The organism is Sphaerisporangium aureirubrum, from assembly GCF_042658925.1.
In the GTDB taxonomy this organism is placed as follows: domain Bacteria; phylum Actinomycetota; class Actinomycetes; order Streptosporangiales; family Streptosporangiaceae; genus Sphaerisporangium; species Sphaerisporangium aureirubrum.
In genome coordinates this window covers 32,079-51,112 of the sequence record NZ_JBHSRF010000044.1, presented here as the reverse complement: position 1 = coordinate 51,112, position 19,034 = coordinate 32,079, and the positions used below count along the sequence as shown (strand labels likewise).

At 73.9% G+C, this 19,034-nt stretch carries 15 protein-coding genes; 8 read left to right on the top strand and 7 right to left on the bottom strand.

Translation table 11 applies throughout. The features are described from left to right. Positions 1 to 4 precede the first annotated feature (4 nt). Positions 5 to 319, bottom strand: coding sequence for a hypothetical protein (locus ACFP1K_RS25505; RefSeq protein WP_380757701.1), 315 nt, complete (start codon positions 317 to 319; stop codon positions 5 to 7). A 347-nt stretch (positions 320 to 666) separates the two neighbouring features. On the opposite strand from ACFP1K_RS25505, the gene ACFP1K_RS25500 reads away from it, so the two are divergent. Beyond that, positions 667 to 3,588 carry a helix-turn-helix transcriptional regulator gene (locus ACFP1K_RS25500; protein ID WP_380757699.1) on the top strand — a complete coding sequence of 974 codons (2,922 nt, stop codon included), beginning with the start codon at positions 667 to 669 and terminating at the stop codon, positions 3,586 to 3,588. Positions 3,589 to 3,865: 277 nt separating this feature from the next. Here ACFP1K_RS25500 and ACFP1K_RS25495 read toward each other — a convergent pair whose 3' ends face one another. The 3 genes from ACFP1K_RS25495 to ACFP1K_RS25485 are packed head-to-tail and all read right to left on the bottom strand — an operon-like array spanning position 3,866 to position 8,620. Beyond that, entirely contained in the window at positions 3,866 to 6,334 is a 2,469-nt protein-coding gene (locus ACFP1K_RS25495; RefSeq protein ID WP_380757697.1) for a protein kinase domain-containing protein, read from the bottom strand. After that, a complete protein-coding gene (locus ACFP1K_RS25490; protein WP_380757695.1) occupies positions 6,303 to 7,490 on the bottom strand; it encodes a glycosyltransferase family 4 protein in 1,188 nt (395 codons plus the stop codon). Before ACFP1K_RS25490 ends, ACFP1K_RS25495 begins: the two co-directional genes overlap by 32 nt. After that, positions 7,487 to 8,620 carry a glycosyltransferase gene (locus ACFP1K_RS25485; RefSeq protein WP_380757693.1) on the bottom strand — a complete coding sequence of 378 codons (1,134 nt, stop codon included), beginning with the start codon at positions 8,618 to 8,620 and terminating at the stop codon, positions 7,487 to 7,489. Before ACFP1K_RS25485 ends, ACFP1K_RS25490 begins: the two co-directional genes overlap by 4 nt. 333 nt (positions 8,621 to 8,953) lie before the next feature. Here ACFP1K_RS25485 and ACFP1K_RS25480 point away from each other — a divergent pair, with 333 nt between their 5' ends. The 5 genes from ACFP1K_RS25480 (at position 8,954) to ACFP1K_RS25460 (ending at position 15,249) form a co-directional block, all read left to right on the top strand. After that, on the top strand, positions 8,954 to 10,309 hold the full coding sequence (locus ACFP1K_RS25480; protein ID WP_380757691.1) for a cytochrome P450: 1,356 nt from the start codon (positions 8,954 to 8,956) through the stop codon (positions 10,307 to 10,309). A gap of 73 nt (positions 10,310 to 10,382) precedes the next feature. Beyond that, positions 10,383 to 10,886 (top strand): hypothetical protein, encoded by a 504-nt coding sequence (locus tag ACFP1K_RS25475; protein WP_380757689.1) that lies wholly within the window; start codon positions 10,383 to 10,385, stop codon positions 10,884 to 10,886. 1,731 nt (positions 10,887 to 12,617) lie between these two features. Next, the gene (locus ACFP1K_RS25470; RefSeq protein ID WP_380757687.1) at positions 12,618 to 13,130 is read left to right on the top strand and encodes a GNAT family N-acetyltransferase; all 513 of its coding nucleotides are present in this window, start codon (positions 12,618 to 12,620) and stop codon (positions 13,128 to 13,130) included. Further along, positions 13,111 to 13,341, top strand: coding sequence for a hypothetical protein (locus ACFP1K_RS25465; protein WP_380757685.1), 231 nt, complete (start codon positions 13,111 to 13,113; stop codon positions 13,339 to 13,341). Before ACFP1K_RS25470 ends, ACFP1K_RS25465 begins: the two co-directional genes overlap by 20 nt. Positions 13,342 to 13,581: 240 nt before the next feature. Beyond that, positions 13,582 to 15,249, top strand: coding sequence for a WD40 repeat domain-containing protein (locus ACFP1K_RS25460; RefSeq protein ID WP_380757683.1), 1,668 nt, complete (start codon positions 13,582 to 13,584; stop codon positions 15,247 to 15,249). Positions 15,250 to 15,263: 14 nt separating this feature from the next. Here ACFP1K_RS25460 and ACFP1K_RS25455 read toward each other — a convergent pair whose 3' ends face one another. The 3 genes from ACFP1K_RS25455 to ACFP1K_RS25445 form a co-directional block, all read right to left on the bottom strand. Continuing rightward, on the bottom strand, positions 15,264 to 15,728 hold the full coding sequence (locus tag ACFP1K_RS25455; protein WP_380757681.1) for an SRPBCC family protein: 465 nt from the start codon (positions 15,726 to 15,728) through the stop codon (positions 15,264 to 15,266). After that, a complete protein-coding gene (locus tag ACFP1K_RS25450; RefSeq protein WP_380757678.1) occupies positions 15,725 to 16,057 on the bottom strand; it encodes an ArsR/SmtB family transcription factor in 333 nt (110 codons plus the stop codon). Before ACFP1K_RS25450 ends, ACFP1K_RS25455 begins: the two co-directional genes overlap by 4 nt. A gap of 76 nt (positions 16,058 to 16,133) precedes the next feature. Beyond that, complete coding sequence (locus tag ACFP1K_RS25445; RefSeq protein ID WP_380757676.1) at positions 16,134 to 17,075, bottom strand: MBL fold metallo-hydrolase; 942 nt, start codon at positions 17,073 to 17,075, stop codon at positions 16,134 to 16,136. Positions 17,076 to 17,233: 158 nt separating this feature from the next. Between ACFP1K_RS25445 and ACFP1K_RS25440 the strand changes: the two genes are divergently transcribed. Beyond that, complete coding sequence (locus ACFP1K_RS25440) at positions 17,234 to 17,806, top strand: TetR/AcrR family transcriptional regulator (RefSeq protein WP_380757675.1); 573 nt, start codon at positions 17,234 to 17,236, stop codon at positions 17,804 to 17,806. Positions 17,807 to 17,990: 184 nt separating this feature from the next. After that, a complete protein-coding gene (locus ACFP1K_RS25435) occupies positions 17,991 to 18,974 on the top strand; it encodes a cellulose binding domain-containing protein (RefSeq protein ID WP_380757673.1) in 984 nt (327 codons plus the stop codon). Positions 18,975 to 19,034 lie beyond the last annotated feature (60 nt).

Below are 19,034 nucleotides of genomic sequence, written 5' to 3'. Positions count from 1 at the left end.
GGGCTCAGGTGCCGTGGTACGCGATGACGGACCAGCGCACCGGCGGGGACGTGGCGTCGGCGGTGAGCAGGGGCACCGGCGACGACCGGACGCCGAGCCGGGGCTCGGCGTCCGGGGGGCCGTTCTCGCCGGGCCCCGGGGAAAACAGCTCGGTCAGCGGCACGGCGTGTCCGTGCAGGGCCGCGAACGCCGCCTCCACGGCCCGCGCCGCGTCCTGTTCGCCCGGCACGACGAAACGTGCGAGGAACTCCGTCAGGCTGGTCGGCCTGTCCAGTGCCGCGACGCCCCCGGCGACGCGACGCCCGTACTCGTGAACCACTCGAACCCCCTTGTGGAACCGCCCCCGTGCGGCGAGCGCGAACCCTCGCCTGCCGGCAATTGGAGCGGCGAACAACGGCGGGGCGCATCGGTAGGCGTTGCCCATATCGCGGAGGACGGGAGCGCGGGGGTGTATGGGCAATCGGAGTGCGTAGGGGGGATATGGCCAGGTCGGCGCGTAGGTAATGGGTGTCCAAGGGGTCACGGCCGGAAAACGAGCGGGCGCTGTGCGTATTAGTGCGCGGAAGGATCGGCGGGAGGAGGGTGTAATGCGCGTGATGTTCACGTCCGGCGCCACCGAAGACGAGGGGGAACGTCGAGATGTACGCGTCGGCACCAATGCGCACGGTGAACCTGCTCGAACGGGATGAGGCCCTGAGAACGCTGCTGGAGGCCGTCCACCGGGCCGAGGAGGGCACAGGGTCCACCGTGTGGATCACCGGCGAGGCGGGGATCGGCCGCACCGAGCTGCTGCGCGTCTTTCTGGAACGCCTGCCGTCCCACGTCACACGGTTCTACGCCACGTGCGACGACCCGGCCGAGCCCACGCCACTGGCCCCGCTGCACGACGCCTTCGCCGGCACGCCGGGCGTGCTCACGCCGGGCGCGGACGCCGGTGAGGTGGTGCGGGCGCTGCTGGCGGGGCTGGCCGGGGCTCGCCCCGCCGTCCTGGTGGTGGACGACGCCCACCTGGCCGGCGACGTCACCCTGGACGTGCTGGTGCGGGTGGCCCGCAGGATCGCCGGCGTCCCCGCCGTCCTGGTCGTCGCCACCAGGGACCACGAGTGCCGCCCCGGCACCGGCCTGGCCGGTGTGCCGTCCGGCGCCGGTGTGGTGCGGCTGCCGCTGCGTCCGCTGTCCCGGGACGCGGTGCGGCGGCTCGCCGAGGGCAGCGGGCAGGACGCCGGGGACGTGCACGCGCTGACCGGTGGCAACCCGTTCCTCGTCACCGAGGTGCTGGACGCCGGGCCGGGGAACGTGCCCGGCGCGGTCGTCGAGGCGGTGGCGGCGCGGTGCGCCGGGCTGCCGCAGGCCTGCGTGGAGGCGCTGGAGCAGCTGTCGGTGGTGGGCGACAGTGTGCCGCTGGAGCTGGCGGCGCGGGTCCTCCCGGCGGGCACGGCCGTGCTGGAGGAGGCCGAGCGCGCCGGGCTCGTCGAGGTGCGCCGGGACCGGCTGGTCTTCCATCCGGCGCTCACCGGCCTGGCCGTGGAGGCGGGCCTGCCGACGCTGCGCCGCAGGCAGCTGCACCACGAGGTGGCCGCGGCGCTGTGGCGGACGGACCGGCCGGACGTCACGCGGCTGCTCCGCCACGCCGCCGCGGCCGGGGACACCGCGACGGTGCGTGCGGTCGCGCCCGCCGCCGCGCGGACCGCCGCCGGGCGGGGGATGCACCGTGAGGCGCTGCCGCTGTTCGAGGCGGTCCGCCCGCACCTGGAGGAATTGTCCCCCCGGGAGCGCGCCGGGGTGCTGGACTGCTACGGCGTGGAGCTGCACCACGCCCACCGGCCCGCCGAGGCCGTGACCGCGGCCTGGCAGGCGGCGGAGGTCCACCGGAGGCTCGGCGACCACACGGGCCTGGCCACCTGCCTGGCGCTGCTGTCGCGCCACCTGCTCGCCGCGGGCCGTACCGGAGCCGCCGAGGCCGCCGCCGAAGAGGCCTCCCGCCTGTCACCCGCCCTCACCGACCGGGAGGTCCGCGCCCGCCTGCTCCTCGCGCGGGGCATGATCGAGGTCGCCGTCGGAGAGCCCGAGGCGGCCGTAACGTTGCTGGCCGAGGCCACGGAACGAGCCGAGGACGGCGACCTGGCCGCCCTGTGCGCGGTCCACCTGGCCGCCGTCCAGGCCGAGATCGACGGCGAGGCGGCCTTCCCCGCCCTCCGCGACGCCATCGCGGGGGCCGCCGAGGCCCACCACCACGAGGCCGTCGCCGCGGGCCGTGCCCTGCTGGCCGAACTCCTCCTACGCTTCCGCCGCCGCGACGAGCTGGACGAATGCCTCCAAGAGGCCCTCCCCCACGCCGAACTCCACGGCTTCCTGTCCCACGCCCACACCCTCCACCTCCTCTCCGGCGTCGCCCGAGTCCACTCCGGCGACTGGCCCGCCGCCGGCCGAGCCCTCCGCCACACCGCCCACGCCGGAACCACCACCCGCGCCTCAGCCGCGTCCGGCGGACCCGGCGTGCCCGCGCAGCGCTCGCCGACCTCCTATGAGGAGACCACTACCGGCGAACCGTTCCCCTCGACCGCACCCACCGGAACCGGCACGGCGCGTGCCTCGTACGGCGGGACCGGCGCCGGTGAACCGTACGCGTCCGGCGGAAACGGCATGCCGCACACCCCAAGCCCCGGCGGGACTGGTGTCGGTGAACCGTACGAAACGGGGGTGGCCGATGGAACCCGCGCTTCGCGCCGGTCGACCGGGTACGGCGGCGGAAGCGCCAGGGAGTCGTGGGTGGTGGCCGCCGGGGTACGGCGGCGGGACGGGCGGCCTGACGGCGGGGGAAGTGGTGCGGCGGCGCTGATGAGCGGGGTGTGGCTCGGGCGGCTGGCGGCGCGGCGGGGGGATCCCGCGGCGGGGGCGGCGCTGGGGCGGGCGTGGGAGACGGCGCGGCGGGGGCGGGTCCTCGTGTCGTGCGCGTACGCCGGGCTGGGTTACGCCGAGTGGGGGCGGTTGAACGGGCTTCCCGGTGTCGTGCGGGAGGTGGCCGACGCCCTGCTGCCTCGGCTGACGCGACCGGGTTCCGCGCCGTTCCGCGCGGAGCTGCTCCTGCTGCTGAGCCGGGCGGGCGCGGCCACGAAGCCCTTCCCGGGGTGCCCGCCCGCGTACGAGGCGGGCCTCCGGGGAGACCGGCACGCGGCGGCGGACCTGTGGGCCGCGGCCGGGGACCCGTACGAGCGGGCGGTGGAACTCGCCCTCACCGGCGACGTCGCCCTGGTGGACGAGGCCCTGGCCGTCTTCGACCGCCTCGGCGCGTCCGCCGCCGCCCGCGTGGCCGTACGGCGCCGCGCCGCCCTGGCGGAGCCCTCTTCCCGCCGCCGCGCCGCCCACCCGGCCGGCCTCACCGACCGCCAGGCGACCGTGCTGTCCCTGCTCGCCGAGCACCTCACCAACGCCGAGATCGCCGAACGGCTGTTCCTGTCGGTCCGCACCGTCGACCATCACGTCGCCGCCGTCCTCGGCAAACTGGGCGTCCGCACCCGCCGCGAGGCCGCCACCCGAGCCCGCGCCCTCGGCTTCCGCCCCGCGCCGGCGGAAGGCCACCCCGCGTGAACCCGATCAACCCCGGAGAGGCCGGCTTCTCGCGGATCCGGATCGGTACCGGGGCCGCGATGCCCGCCGTAGCCAGGTCACGTTCCCGGTGTTCGCGCAGTGATCGCCCCACGGTGTCCGCGGTTCGCCCGGACACGGCCGCTGCCCGGACACGGCCGCTGCCCGGACACGGCCGCAGCTCGGACACAGCCGCAGCTCGGACACAGCCGCAGCACGGCGAACAAGCGAGCGGTCATGTCCCGACCCCGGATCCGCGGTCCGGCGTGCTCGGGAGGGGTCAGGGCGGGCCGAGGTTCCAGACGCGGACCGACTCGTCCCGGCTGCCGGTGATGGCGACCGAGGTGCCGGAGGAGGTGCCGAAGGCGACGGACCAGATGCAGTCGGTGTGGCCGGCGAGAGGGCCGCCGATGGGACGGCCGGTGCGGGCGTTCCAGACGCGGGCTGTCTTGTCCTCGCTGCCGGTCAGCACGATGGGGGTGCCGCCCAGGTTGCCGAATCCCACCGACCATATCCAGCCTTTGTGGCCTTTGAGAGGGTTGCCCAGTTGCTTGCCGGCGCGCAGGTCCCAGATGCGGGCGGTGCGGTCCTCGCCGCCGGTGACCGCGACGGGGGTGCCGTCCACGGTGCCGAGGGCGACCGAGCGGACCCAGCCTTTGTGGCCTGTCAGGGAGGGACCGAGCTGCTTCCTGGTGCGCAGGTCCCACACCCGGACGGTTCCGTCGTCGCCGGTGGTGACGGCGATGGGGGTGCCGTCGAGGGCGCCCAGCGCGACGGCCCAGACCGTGCCCTCGTGGCCGGTGAGGGGGTCGCCGTACGCCTTGCCGTCGCGCGGGTTCCACACCCGGGCCGTCTGGTCGGCGCCGGCGCTCACGGCGATGGGGGTGCCGTCCAGGGAGCCGACGGCGACGGCCTTCACGTCGCCGGTGTGGCCGGTGAACGGCTTGCCGAACGGCTTGCCCGTGCGCAGGTTCCAGACGCGGGCCGTGTCGTCGTCGGAGGCGGTGACGACCACGGGGACGCCGCCGAGGTCGCCGACCGCGACCGATCTGACCCACTCGGTGTGCCCGGTCATCGCGGGGGCGAGCGGCCGTCCGGTGTCGAGGTCGAAGGCGCGGGCGGTCTCGTCGTCGGAGCCGGTGACGACGACGGGGGAGCCGTCCACCATGGCGGTGGCGGCGCTCCTGACGTCGTTGCCGTGCTCGGTGATCGGCGGGTAGGCGGGGGTGCCGAACTCCTTCGGCGCGGCGGTGGCCACCGTCGCCCGGCCCGTGCCGGACGGCGCGGCACCGTCGAGGGAGGTGGTCACCCGGGGCACCGACGTGCCCTCCGGCCGCCCCGCGACCCCGCCCTGTTCCCGCAGCAGGAGCGGCACGACCACCGCGGCCGACACCAGCACCGCCGCCACCCCCAGCAGCACCGCGCGCCGCGGCACCCGCTTGCGGCCGCCCGCCGCACCACCGGGCGCCGTCCCGGGCGGCGACCCGGCGGCGCGCCACTGCGTCGTATCGGACCCGGCCCCGGACCCGGAGGACCGCACGCTCCGCGTCTCGGGCTCGGCCGGCGCGCCCGCGGACGACCACGCCGGCAGCGGTGAGCCCGGCCGGGGCGTGGCCGCTCCCTGCCCCGGGGACGCCGGCGCCCCACCCGGAGCCCTGCCGGCGGAGGCCGTACGGGCGCTCGGCGGCGCCGTCCGCCCGGGGGCCGGGGAGGCGGGCGGCCCGGAGGCCCGGGACGCGGGTGGCGCGGCGGCCGGGGAGGCGTGTGGTTCGGGAGCCCGGGACGCGTATGGTGCGGGCGCCGGGGAGGCGTGTGGTGCGGAGGACGGGGACGCGTGTGATGCGGGAGACGGGGACGCGTGTGGTGCGGGCGCCGGGGACGCGTGTGGTGCGGGGGACGGGGACGCGTGTGGTGCGGGGGACGGGGAGCGGCGGGCCTCGGGGGGCAGGGTGTCGCCGGTGAGGGTGCGCAGGAGGGTGGCGGCGGTGGGGCGGTAGGAGGGGTTCTTGGCCAGGCAGGCGGCGACCACGTCGCGCAGGCCGTCGGGGACGCCGGACAGGTCCGGTTCGCGGTACGTGACGGCGTGCAGCAGGGCCGGCACCGAATCGCCGGGGAACGCGCGGTGGCCGGTGGCGGCGTACACCATCGTGGCCGCCCAGCTGAACACGTCGGCGGGCTGGCCGACCTTCCCCTCGTACTGCTCGGGCGCCATGTAGGCGGGGGTGCCGACCAGGCCGGTGCGGACGCTGGTGTGCTCGAGGCTCCTGGACAGCCCGAAGTCGATCACCACGGGGCCCTCGGGGCCGAGGATGACGTTGCTCGGCTTGAAGTCGCGGTGGGTGATCCCGGCCCGGTGGATCGCGGCCAGCGCCGTCGCCGTCGCCACCGCCAGCCGGTCGAGGGCCCCACCGGCCCGCGGCCCCTCGGCGCGCACCACCTGGTCCAGCGAACGCCCGGGGACGTACTCGCTGACGATGTACGGCCGGTCGTAGCTGAACCCGACGTCCAGCACCCGGGCCGTGCAGAACGGCGCGACGCGGCGCACCACCTCGGACTCGCGCAGGAACCGCCTGCGGGCGTCGGGGTCCTCCGAGAGCCGCGCGTGCAGCACCTTGACGGCCACGGCGCCGCCCCACGGCGCCTCGCCGGAGTACACGACCCCTTGGCCGCCCTCGCCGAGCACCCCGGTCAGCCGGAAATCGCCGATCTGACCGGGCTCACCCGGGTTGAGCGGACGAGTACTCGGCAAGATCCACCTCTTGTGCTGTTCCGGCGCGCACCAAGGTTCCAGCCTCTTGATGGTACGGCGTACCGGCGACGGCGTGCCGGTAGTGGCCGAGGAGCTGGTCGCACACCGCCGCCCATCCCCGTTCGCGCACCGACCGGCGGGCCCGCTCCCCCATGCGGGCGCGCGCCGCCGGGCGTGCGGCCAGCGCGGCGACCGCGGCGCGCATCGCCCCCGGGTCGTCCGGCGGGTAGAGCAGGCCGTTGTGGCCGTGCCGCACCAGGTCCAGCGGCCCGCCCGCCGCCGGGGCGACGACCGGCACGCCGGACGCGAGCGCCTCCTGGACGGCCTGGCAGAACGTCTCGTCGCTGCCGGTGTGCACGAAGACGTCGAACGACGCCACCAGCCGCGACAGGTCGCGCCCGGTGCGGAAGCCGCAGAACACGGCGTCCGGCAGCAGGCGCCGCAGCCGCCGCCAGTACGGCCCGTCCCCGACGACGACCAGCCGCACACCCGGCAGGTCCGCGAGCTCCGCCAGCAGGTGCACCCGCTTCTCGGTGGCCAGCCGCCCCGCGTACCCCACGATGGTCTCCCCGCCGGGCGCCAGCTGCGCGCGCAGGCGGTCCGACCGGTGCCGGGGGTGGAACCGCTCCAGGTCGACGCCCCTCCCCCACAGCGCCAGCCGGGGGATCCGGCGCCGCCCGAGCTCACGCATCGTCGCGGTGGACGGCGCCAGCGTGAGCACGGCGCGCCCGTGCACCCGGCGCAGCCACGACCAGATGGCCGGTCCCGCCGCGCCGAGCCCGTACCGGCGCGCGAACCCCGCGAGGTCGGTCTGGAACACCGCGACGACCGGGATCCCGAGCCGCCGCGCCGCCTTCATGCCCGACGCCCCGAGCACGGTGGGCGAGGCCAGGTGCACGACGTCGGGCCCGAACTCCTCAAGCAGCCGCGTCACCCGCCGGGTGGGCAGCCCCACCACGAACGACGGGTAGAACGGCAGCGACAGCCCCCGGGTCAGCATCACGGGGAACCCGGCGTACGACCCCGGGCCGGGGGCGGGCGCCACCACGATCGCCTCGTGGCCGCCGGCCGCCAGGTGCTCCAGCACCCGGCACACCGAGTTCGTCACCCCGTTCACCCGCGGCAGGAACGACTCCGCGACGATCGCGACCCTCATGGCGTCCCCACCCGCGGCTCCCGCGCGGGGACGGCGTGGGCGTGAAGGAAGCCCTGGACGGCGGCGGGCCAGCCGAAGAGCTCGGCCCGGCGGCGGGCGGCGGCCCTGCGGCCGGGCTCGTCGCGGGCGAGTAAGGCCTGGACGGCGCCGGCGTAGGACGAGCCGTCGCGGGCCGCCTGGCCGCCGGCCTCGCCGACGATCTCGGGGAGGGCGCTGTGCCGGGAGACGACGACGGGGGTGCCGCTCGCGAGGGCCTCCAGGGCGGCGAGGCCGAAGGTCTCCACGGGGCCGGGGGCCAGGGCGACGTCCGCGGTGGCCAGCAGGCGGGCCACCAGGCCGCGGTCGGCGACGTAGCCGAGGAACCGGACCGGGAGGCCGGAGGCGCGGGCCTCCAGCGCGCGGCGGCGGGGTCCGTCGCCGAGGACGGCCAGGACGGCGGGGACGCCGCGGCGGCGCAGTTCGGCCAGGGCAGCGATCGAGTCCTCGGCGCGCTTCTCCGGGGACAGGCGTCCGCAGTGCGCGAGCAGCACCTCGCCGGGCCGGGCCAGCAGCGCCCGCAGCGCCGGGTCGTGCCGGTCGGGGGCGAAGGCGGCGAGGTCCACCCCGAGCGGCACCTGGACGAGGTTGGGGACGCCTAGCCGCCGGAACTCGGCGGCGGCCCACCCGGTGGTGCAGGCCACGACGTCGTACGCGGCGGCGGTGGCCAGGTTGACGCGGTCGGCGAGCCGCCGCACCGGCACCAGGGGCGGCGCGAACAGGCCGAGCAGCCCGGAGAGGCTCTCGTGGGACACCATCATCGACCGCACGCCGTGCGCCCGCGCCCACGCGCCCGTCCAGCGCAGCGTGGTCCGGTCCGACACCTCCAGCCGGTCCGGCTCCAGGCCTTCGAGCAGGCGCCGCAGCGGCCGTCGCGCCGTGATCAGCCGGTATCCGCCCGCGCCGGGCACCAGCGGGCCCGGCACCGTCACGACCCGTCCCTGTGCGGTGTCCTCGGAGGACCGGGCGGGCCCGGGGACGACGAGCGTCACCTCGTGCCCGGCCGCCAGGTATCCCGCACCGAGCGCGGCCAGCGCCGTGCGCAACCCTCCCGAGGACGCCGAGACGAAGTTGGCCAGCCGCACGATCCGCATCCCGCCTCCATCAGCTTTGTGGAACCGATGGTGCCGCCGCCGTCTACGCCGCGAACAACCCTGAATGACCTCCCTCCGAATGTTCTCCGACATGCGCGTGCCGGTCCCGGGCGCCGTGCTCCCTCCGAAACACCGCCGAGACGAGAAATTCACCGAGCCGGCGTCCGCCGCCCGTTCTCAGCGGCCACGCCGCGGAATACCCTCCGGAAAAGGGCGCCGATATCCACCGGCGCCCCGGTTTCCGGCGTGTTTCCGCGCGCCGTACCTGCGAGGCGGGGAATTGTGAACGATCCCCTTACCGAGACCACGGAATCACCGGCTCCCATCACCAAAATGTTCGACACGTCGCTGCGAATGCGCGCCGACGGCCCCCGGGGACTTCCCGTGGTGAACAACCTGCGGTTCCTGACCAGGAGCGCCTTCTACGCCATGCGGGCGATGGCGCCGTACCACGCGCAGCCGATCGTGCCGGTGACCTCCGGCAACGCCTCGATCGTGGTGGCGCTGGGGGAACCCTCGGTGCGGCAGGTCTGCACCGACAACGTCACCTTCCACCGCGCGGGGGAAGGCGTTTTCAACATCCCGGAGGGGCGGCCGTACTCGGGGATGTTCCAGGCGGTCATCACCGCCAACGGCGACGAGCACCGCAGGCGCAGGCGACTGCTGATGCCGGTGGTGCACAAAACAGCGATGGAGCATTATCAGAAGGTGTTCGCGGAGACGTTCCTGCGATCACGGTTCGCCGATTCCGGGACGCGGGGCGAGCCGTTCGACATGGTCGCGGAATTCCTGTGGATCTCCAAGGTGAACATGTTACGGTGCCTGCTCGGGATAACCGATCCCGAGCGGCATCTCGACGTCGCCGGCGACATTCTCCGGGTGAGCGACGGGGTCAATCACCCGCTGGTGATCCTGCTGCCCTGGGAGCGGCCGTGGACCCCGTACGGCCGGTGGGTGGGCACCGTGGCGGACGCCTACGCCCACCTCGCCCGCCTGATCGAGCGGCGGCGCGGCGAGCCGCCGGGCCCGGACGCCCTGTCGATCGTCTGCCACGCCACCGACGAGGACGGCGACCGGCTGACCACCGAGGAAGTGGCGGGTGAGCTGCACGGATTCTTCGCGGCCGGTTTCGAGACGACGGCGATGACGATGACCTGGGCCCTGCTCACCATGCTCGCTTCCGAGGCCGCCGGGGAACTGGACCTCGCCGATCCCGTCGTGCTCGACGCCGTCGTCAAGGAGTCGCAGCGGGTGCTGCCCGCCGTCCCGCTCGGGCTGCCGCGCCGGGTGACGGCCGGCGTCACGGTGAACGGCTCGGACCCGGTCCCCCGCGGCTCCCTGCTGTTCACCGCCGCGGTGGTCGCCCACCACGACCCCGTCGTCTTCCCCGACCCCTACGCCTTCCGCCCGTCCCGCTGGCTGGACGGCGCCTCGCCGTCCCCGTACGAGTACTTCCCCTTCGGTGTCGGCGCCCGCCGCTGCCTGGGCGCCGCCTTCGCCGAGGCCCAGACCCGCACCACCCTCGCCCTGATCGCCCGGCGCACCCTGCCCCGCCTGCTCACCACCAAGATCGACTACCACATGAAGTCCGGCGTCACCGCCGCTCCCCGCTCCGCCATCCACATCGACCCGTCCCCCGGCCCCCGCCCCCGGCTCACCGGGAGCGTGACGGCACTCTGGCACCAGTAAGGGCCCGCGACCGCCTCAGGACCTGGGCCCGGTGCGGCGGCGGGCCAGCCACCACCCGCCCGAGGCGAGGACGATGGCCGCGACCGCCACGGCCGGGAAGACCCACACCGGCGCCGGGCCGCTGCCGGAGACCGGGGACGGCGAGATGGACGGCGCCGCCGGGCTCGGCGGCGCACTCGGAACCGGCTCCGCCGGCCCCGACGGCGGGGGGCTCGCGGACGGCTCGGCCGGCGCCGGCGGAGGCGGGCTCGCGGACGGCTCCCCCGGCACCGGGGAACTCGGCGGCGCCGGCTCCCCCGGCGGCCTCTCCGCGGTGCCGAGGGCTGTGAGCAGATCGGCCGGCAGCGCCTCCGGGACGCCGTCCGCCGCCCGCAGCCTCGCCGTCCCCGGCCGGACCTGCTGGTTGCCCGCGCACAAGGAGGTGGTCAGCGGCACCCCCGGATCCACCGCGAGCAGTCCCGAAGGCCCCGACGCGGCGAACACCAGATACCGCGTCCCACTCTCGAACCCGAACCCACAAGCCGCGCTGTCACGGTTGGTGGCGACCTGGAACTCCGGCCGCGCCTTCCCCTTGTAGACCTGATCGACCCTGAACGTGTAAACGATCGGCGGCGTCGTCCCCGCAGGCCCCCCCTCGACCTCCCGAGCCCCCACCACCGTCCCCGTGAAGACCGCAGCCGCCCCCCGCACCTGATCCTTAGGCTTCAACTGAACACAGGAACACGCACACGCCGCCCCCGGCAGCCCCACCAGAGCAGCAACAACGATCAACACCAACGTGACAGCACGCAACCTCATGCCTCCATCACGTATCACGCCCCCAAGTGGTTCGAGCCCAAGACACGGAACATGTCCCCCACGGGGTGGTGGGACTCCGGCCGAGCCGGATTCGCCATGCCACACGCGGGCCGCCGGTCGTGGCCGGACGGCCCTGACCGGCGACCCGCGTGCGGCCTTGACCGGTGACGACACGGACCTGAGCGGTAAGGGACACAGACCCAACCGGTGAGGACACGGACCCAACCGGTGAGGACACACTCCCGACCGGTGAGGCACGGACCCGAGCGGTAAGGGACACGGACCCGACCAGTGAGAACACGCCCCGACCGGTGAGAACACGCCCCGACCAGTGAGAACACGGACGGTCTGACCGGTGACGACACGGACCCGAGCAGTGAGAACACGCCCCGACCGGTGAGAACACGCCCCGACCGGTGAGAACACGCCCCGACCGGTGAGAACACGGACGGTCTGACCGGTGACGACACGGACCCGAGCGGTAAGGACACGGACTTGACCGGTGAGGACACGCTCCACCGGTAAGGACACGCACCCGACCGGTGAGAACGCGGACCCGACCGGTGAGGACACGGACCCCCGCTGGGGAGTAGCCCCCCGCGGGGGGCGTCGACGTGCGTTGATGAATACGCCGAGAACCGGGTGGGCTGTGGTCGACACGGTGGGAATCGACGACGGGTGGGTCCATCCGCCTCAGCCGGAGAAGGGTTCGACGTCGTTGATCTCCTGACGTCTGTTGACGTCGCTACAACGGTGACGCCGTGACATCGGGCGGGTTCCAGTATTTGTCTCAACACTCCTGGTATGTGATGGGGCGTGGATTTGGGAGACGGGAACGCCGTCGTCGTACGGCGACGCCAGCGTCCCGTCGCCTCACCAGCGTCCCGTCGCCTCGCCAGCGTCCCGTCGCCTCACCAGAGCCCCATCGCTTCGTCGGAGTCCGTCCTACCGGCGCCGAAGCGGCGGGACGAGGTACGGCGAACACGGCGCCGCCATACGGCGGGACACCGGTCCAACGGAACGCATCGCGGCGGAACGCCATGAGCCCGGCAGGATCGGGGGTGCGGGGGTGTCCCCCGCAGGAGAACAGCCCTTGCGCTTTCCGCGCGAAGCGCGCCCTCCGCAAGGACCATTTCACCGATGCCGCACACACGGCGGGGGTTGCCCACCGTACGACGGCGCCGACTTCGCCGTACAACGTCCCGCCGTCGCGGCGCCGGTTCACTCCAGCCAAAGGGGACGACGGGGAGCAGGGGGCGCGGGTGGGCCCGGATCGCTGGGGGCCGGATCAGTGAGGCGGATCGGTGAGACCCGGATCGGTGGGGTCCGATCTGTGGGTCCGATCAGTGAGGAGCTCGATTGGGGGGTTCTGTCCAGATTGGTGGGTGGGGTGGACTGGTGGGGGTGGGGTGGGCGGGATACTTGGGGGGTGTATACCGCTATTCCGCCGATTGTTGCTGCTGGGGCCATGCGGGATTTTTCACAGCCTGAGTTGAGGGCCGGAGAGCTGGTGTTGCGGCCTTGGGCGGTGGGGGATGTCGGGGTGCTGCGGGTGGCGTTCATGGATCCGGCGATCCAATTGTGGAATTTGGAGGGGGAGATCAGTGAGGAGCAGGCGGCTCGGCTGATCACCACGTGGCAGGTGCGGTGGCAGTTGGAGAGCGGGGCGTCGTGGGCGGTCACCGCGGGGCGGGAGGTGCTCGGGCGGGTGGCGTTGCGGACCGTCGAGCTGGGGCTCGGGCTGGGGGAGGTCGCGTACTGGGTGCTGCCGGCCGCCCGGGGACGGGGGGTCGCGGTGCGTGCCGTCACCGAGTTGGCCCGGTGGGCCTTCGACGACCTGGGGCTGCACCGGCTGGAACTGCGTCACTCGACGGCCAACCCCGCGTCCTGCCGGGTGGCCGTCCGCAGCGGCTTCGCCACCGAGGGTCTTCTGCGCAGTTCCCTGCGGCACGCCGACGGCTGGCACGACATGCACCTCCACGGCTTGATCCACCAGCCACCCCATGACGGTGAGGATCGCTGACCGCCAGATGGCGGTAAGGGTCGCCGACCACCAGACGACGGTCAGGAACGCCGACCGCCAGACGACGATAAGAGTCGCCGACCACCAGACGACGGTCAGGAACGCCGACCGCCAGACGACGGTCAGGAACGCCGACCACCAGACGACGGTCAGGAACGCCGACCACCAGACGACGGTCAGGGGCGCTGACCGTCAGATGGCGGGTGGGTGAGCGGGATCTGTCGGGTGTGTGGGGTGGGGCGCTAACGTTTTGGGCTTGGACGTTTTGCGTTTGGGGTCGGTCAGGCTGTTGCTTGTCGTGGGGTGCCTGTTCGTGTTGCTCTCGCCTGGTCGCTCGGTTGCTCAGCCGCCGCCGGTGCCGCGGCTCTGCGAGGAACGGCCGGGCACGCCGCCGCCGGCGGCGTTCGGGGCGGGGCGGAACGTGGGGGACGGGCATACGAACGTCACGGCGGTGGCGATCGGATGGCTCGACCAGCGGGCGGTGGCCGTCAGCGTGGGGCAGGAGGGGACGATACGGGTCTGGTCCCTGCCCACGCTCGCGCCGCTGGGGAAGCCGATCGTCGTGCACAACTCCCCCGCCGAGCTCAAGACGATGATCTTCCAGGGGGCCGAGCTCTCCATCCGTGAGAACTTCGACCCCGTCGCCAAGCTGTACGGCGGCCCGGTGCGGGTGACCGCCGGGGACGAGATCGTGCTGACCGATGTACGCACCGGCCGCCGGGTGCGGCCGCGGATCTACCTCGGTGAGGACAACGGCGTCAACGGGGTGGTCGTGCTGAACGTCCGCGGGCGGCCCACCGCGGTGGTCAACGACGACGGCGGGGACGAGAACGAGCCCGGCCCGGACCCGCTGCGCTTCTTCGACCTGCGCACGGGAGCCATGGCCGAGGGCATCGGCGGTGACTTCGCGACGGTGCGCAAGGTCCTGACGAGGCGCGGGGTCGCGCTCCTCACCCTCGGCCACGACCCCGCCGAGGAGGACGCCGACCCGTCCACCGCGGGCGCGCTCACCCTGTGGGACCCGGTCACCCGCCGCCCGGTCGCGACGATGCCGGGCGACCTGCCGAAGCGGGACGTCGGACGAAGCACCTTCCGCAGGATGTCGCTGGCCACCGGGAACGTGGACGGGCATTCCTACGCGCTGACCGGCGGCGGCGACAACGTCCTGCGGCTGTGGGACCTGGACACCGCCAAGCTGGTGGCCGAGACCGAACCGGCCGGCCACACCGACTGGATCGACGCGATCGACACCACCGACCGGAACGGCACGCCCCTCGCGGTCACCGGCGGCTACGACGGCCGGGCCGTCGTCTGGGACCTGAACTCACGCCGCCGCGACGGCGCGCCGATGACCGACCCCACCGGCCCGATCCACCTGGTCACCACGGGACGCCTCGGCGGCCGGCCCGTCGTCGTCACCCGCGGCGGCGAGCTGCGGATCTGGGACCTGGACTCCCACGCCCAGATCGGCGCGCCGATCCCGGCGGCCGAGACGGCCCAGGTGGTGACGTCCGGCGACCGCATGCTGCTGCTGGGCGAGGCGGGCGGCCGGACCCGGGTGGTGGATCTGGCCACCCGCGCCGAGATCGGCGTCCCGGTGAAGCTGAACGAGCGCCAGCCCGGCCGGTACCTCATGACCGACCTCGACGGACGGCCCGCGCTGGTGGTGGTGGGACGTACGACCCGGGTGTCGGACCTGTCCACCGGACGGCTCCTGCGCAGAGTGCGGCGCGTCGCCTCCGACAGCACCGCCTTCACCGCCGCGCGCCTGCGCTGCGCCCCGGTGATCCTTTCGGGGCGGGGGACGTCGGTGCACATCTGGGATGCGCGCACCGGCAAGGAGGTCGCGCCCCCGCTGACGGGCCTCCGCAAGGGCGCCCTGCAGATCCTGGCCGGGAAGGTCGGCGACCGGCCGATCGCCGTGACCATGGCGGGGGACGGCACCGTGCGGGTCTGGGACCTGACCCGGTCCGTACAGCTCGGCGGCCCCATCGACACCGGCCCGGCGTACGTCCGCCTGGCCCTCGGCCGGTCCGGCGACCGCACCGTGCTGCTCGCCGGGGGCAACGACGAACGCCTGCGCCTGTGGGACCTCGGCCCGCGCGCCGAGCCCGGCTGAGCGCGCGCCCGGGGTCAGTGGGCGCGTGCCTCCTCTGGGAGGTCCAGGTAGAGCTCGATGCGGTCGAAGGCGCCGCTCCAGGCGGACTGCGCGAAGAACTCGCTCTCCTCGGCGGTGCGGAAGCCGCTCTGGTTGACGATCATGCGGGTCTTGCCGTCGAGGTCCTCGAAGAGCACCTCGACCGTGGTGTCCATCCGGTCGCCGTCGGGGCTCCACCCGGTGGAGCTGAGCACCAGCCTGCGCGGCCGGTCGACGATCTGGAAGACGTTGCGCTCGCGGAACGGCGCGTCGCGGTCGCCCCAGGCGAGGATCCATTCCCCGCCCACCCGCGGGTCGCACTCGGCCTCGACGAAGCTCCCGTCGAGGCCGTCCGGGCCGAGGGTGAACCAGATCTTCTGGGCCTCGGCGTCGGTGAAGGCGTCGAAGACGTCCTCGGGGGAATGGTTGAACACGCGCTCCACGCTCAGGTCGTGACTCACTGCCTGTTTCCCTTCTTGCGGTCCAGGTAGGCCTCCAGGCCGTCGAGCCTGCGCTCCCACTGGCGGCGATAGGTGTCGATCCACTGCACGGCGTCCTCCAGGTGGCCGGGGCCGAGGCGGCACGTGCGCACCCGCCCGACCTTCTCGGTGGTGACCAGGCTGGCCTCCTCCAGCACCTGGATGTGCTTCTTGAGGCCGGTCAGGGTCATGCCGAACGGCTCGGCCAGCTCGCTGACGGAGGCCGGCCCGCCGCCGAGCCGCACGAGGATCTCCCGCCGCGTCGGATCGGACAGGGCGGCGAACGTACGATCGAGCAAAGACTGAACCATGTGGTTCACAATAGGCGGTGAGCAGCCAAGAGGTCAACCCACCCAAGGACGCCTCCGCCCGGCCCCGCTCTCTTGGTCAGACGGACGTCGGCATCGGGCCGCCGCGCCAGGTGAGGGTGTCGGAGAACGCGGCAAGCATGTCGAGCTCGCCGTCCCCGGCGTCGGCGTAGGCGCGGTGCAGGTTGAGGACCAGGCGCTCGGCGTCGGCCCAGGCCGCGAACTCCCCGAGGTCGGCGCGCCGGGCGGCGTCCAGCGGGCCGATGCCGTCGCGCAGGCCCTCCCGCGCCGTCTCCGTGACGAAACGGTAGTAGCGCTCGTGCTCGGCCAGCACGCCGGGCAGCGCGTCGCCTCCGGCCGGCGCCCCGTGGCCGGGGACGACGTGCGCCGCCCCGAAGGTGGCGAGCCAGTCCAGTGAGCGGAGCGCGCCCTCGACCGATCCCATGAACACCAGCGGCGTCAGCCCGTGGAACAGCAGATCCCCGGTGAACAGCACCTGCTCCTCGGGCAGCCACGCCACGACGTCACCGGCGGTGTGGGCCGCGAAGCCGGGGTGCACCAGGTCGACGCGCCGCCCGCCGGCGTGCAGGGTCAGGTCGGTGCGCAGCACCACGTCGGCCACCCGGCGCGTCACCGCCCCCCAGTCCGGCACCGGCGCCCAGAACGGCGGGCAGCCGTCGATGACGGTGTCCGCCAGCTGCGCCGCCCGGGTGGCCTCGTGCGCGATGAGCACCGTGCGCGCGGGCAGCAGGCTGTTGCCGTAGGTGTGGTCGCCGTGCTGGTGGGTGTTGACCGCCATCCTCAGCGTGGCGCCGCCGGTGGCCGTGGCCACCGCGTCCAGGAACAGCCGGGTGCGCCGCTCGGTGGCGCAGGTGTCCACCAGCACGACCCCGTCGTCCCCGGCGACGGCCCCCGCGTTGTTGATCCACCACGACCCGTCGGGCTGCACCCACGCGTACACCCCCGCCACGATCTCCCGCAGCTCCGCCGCTCCCGGCGACGTGTCGATCTCCGTGCCCATCGTCCTCACCTCACTAGGCCGTCGTCCCTGCCCCGCGATGATGCCGTACGATCCGGCCCTCCACCTGGCCAACCCTCACATCCCCGGCGCACCGGCGGCACCGCGCGGGTTCCGCGGCCGATTTGCCGAATTCAAGACGACCGGCCATATTCATCCGCATGGCCAGGGTGAGCATGCGCGAAGAGATCGTCGAGGCGGCGCTGGAGCAGTTCCACACGCGGGGCTACAACGCGGCCGGCGTGAAGGACATCACCGTCGCCGCCGGGGTCCCGAAGGGCTCCTTCTACAACCACTTCGACAGCAAGGAGTCCCTGGCCGTCGTGGCCCTGGAGCGCTACGGCGCCAACGTGCGCCTGGGGGACCTGGCCGACCGGAGCGTCGCCCCGCTCCCCCGCCTGCGCGCCCACTTCGAGCTCCTCCGCGACGAGACGGTCCGGCGCGGGTACACCCGCGGCTGCATGTTCGGCAACTTCGGCGCCGAGGTCGCCGACCACAGCGGCCCCGTCCGCGGCGCCGTCCACGACGCCTTCGCCCGGTGGTCCGCCGCGATCGCCGCCACGCTGGCCGAGGCCCGGCAGGCAGGGGCGCTCCCGTCGGGCCTGGACCCGGAGCAGGTCGCCGCCTTCCTGCTCAGCGCCTGGGAGGGCACGCTGCTCCGCGCCCGCGCCGACCGCTCCTCCGAGGCCTTCGACACCTTCTTCACCGTCGCCTTCGGCACCCTGCTGGCCTAGAGCGCGAGGGGCCGCTGTCCAGCCGTGTCCAGGATCGACGACGACGGGGCCCCGGGATTCCGACCATGTGGGCAGACCGGCGCGCGGAAGGTCTTGGCGTGGGCGGGGGCGCCGTTTCCGGGCCATTCGTGACCGGCCGTACGGATGGCGGGTGCCTGGCCCACTTGTGAAAGGTTCAAAGGACGTGAAGCGAAAACTGATCCTACGGCTCCTCGTCGGGGCCGCTCTGGTCGCCGCGGCCCTCGGAGGCTCACCCCTGGCCGCGCACGCGGCGACGCCGTTGCCGGCGCCGACCAACGTGCAGGCGGTGCACGTCGCGGACACCAGCGCCGACCTGTGGTGGCTGCGCGACGGCGCGTCGGCGCAGGACGTGGTGGAACGCAAGGTCGGCGCGGGGTGGCGGGAGTACGCCAGAGGGCTGTTCGGGCAGCTGGCGCTCACCGGGCTCACCCCGGGGACGACCTACACCTTCCGGGTGTACTCGATCCCGGTGTCGGGGCTCGGGTACACCACCAGCGCGCGTTCCGCTCCGGTGTCGTTCACCACCCTGCCCGGGCCGGACACCGTCCCGCCGTCGACGCCGGCCATGCCGACGTTCAGCACCGTCACCACCACGGCGGCCGACATCTTCTGGCCGGAGTCCACCGACAACGTGCAGGTCACCGGGTACCACCTGCAGCAGCTGGTGGACGGCGTCTGGACGAACTTCCGCACCGTCGGGCCGGGCGGCCGCTTCCAGTCGGTGTACGGGCTGTCCCCCGGCACCTCGTACAGCTACGCGGTGATCGCCTTCGACGCCCGGGGGAACGAGTCGGCCCGGTCGGCGACGGGCGTGCTGACGACGCTGCCCGCGACGGCCACCCCGTCCTGCCGGACCCAGGTGATCCCCTACAACCCCGGCTTCACGGCGAACGTCACCATCGTCAACACCACCACGGCGCCGATCGTCGGCTGGACCGTCCGCTTCACCCTGCCGGCCGCGGCGGCCGCCGCCGGCGTCTTCAACGGCGTGCTGACCCGCACCGGGGACGCCGCGACCCTCACCCCGGTCTCGTACACCAACGTGATCCAGCCGGGCGGACAGTTCACCGTGGGCTTCTCCGGGTCGGCCCGCCCGTTCACCCCACCGAGCGGATTCACGTTCGAAGGGGTGCCCTGCACGTCGTGACGCGACCGGCCCGCGCCGTCTCCCGCGCGGGCCACGCGTCACGACACGGACGGCCCGCCA

Coding starts and splice junctions, on each gene's coding strand:
- ACFP1K_RS25490 (WP_380757695.1), bottom strand. CDS start 7,490: ATGAGGGTCGCGATCGTCGCGGAGTCGTTCCTGCCGCGGGTGAACGGG.
- ACFP1K_RS25485 (WP_380757693.1), bottom strand. CDS start 8,620: ATGCGGATCGTGCGGCTGGCCAACTTCGTCTCGGCGTCCTCGGGAGGG.
- ACFP1K_RS25480 (WP_380757691.1), top strand. CDS start 8,954: ATGTTCGACACGTCGCTGCGAATGCGCGCCGACGGCCCCCGGGGACTT.
- ACFP1K_RS25475 (WP_380757689.1), top strand. CDS start 10,383: ATGGCCGCGACCGCCACGGCCGGGAAGACCCACACCGGCGCCGGGCCG.
- ACFP1K_RS25465 (WP_380757685.1), top strand. CDS start 13,111: ATGACGGTGAGGATCGCTGACCGCCAGATGGCGGTAAGGGTCGCCGAC.
- ACFP1K_RS25450 (WP_380757678.1), bottom strand. CDS start 16,057: ATGGTTCAGTCTTTGCTCGATCGTACGTTCGCCGCCCTGTCCGATCCG.
- ACFP1K_RS25445 (WP_380757676.1), bottom strand. CDS start 17,075: ATGGGCACGGAGATCGACACGTCGCCGGGAGCGGCGGAGCTGCGGGAG.
- ACFP1K_RS25440 (WP_380757675.1), top strand. CDS start 17,234: ATGGCCAGGGTGAGCATGCGCGAAGAGATCGTCGAGGCGGCGCTGGAG.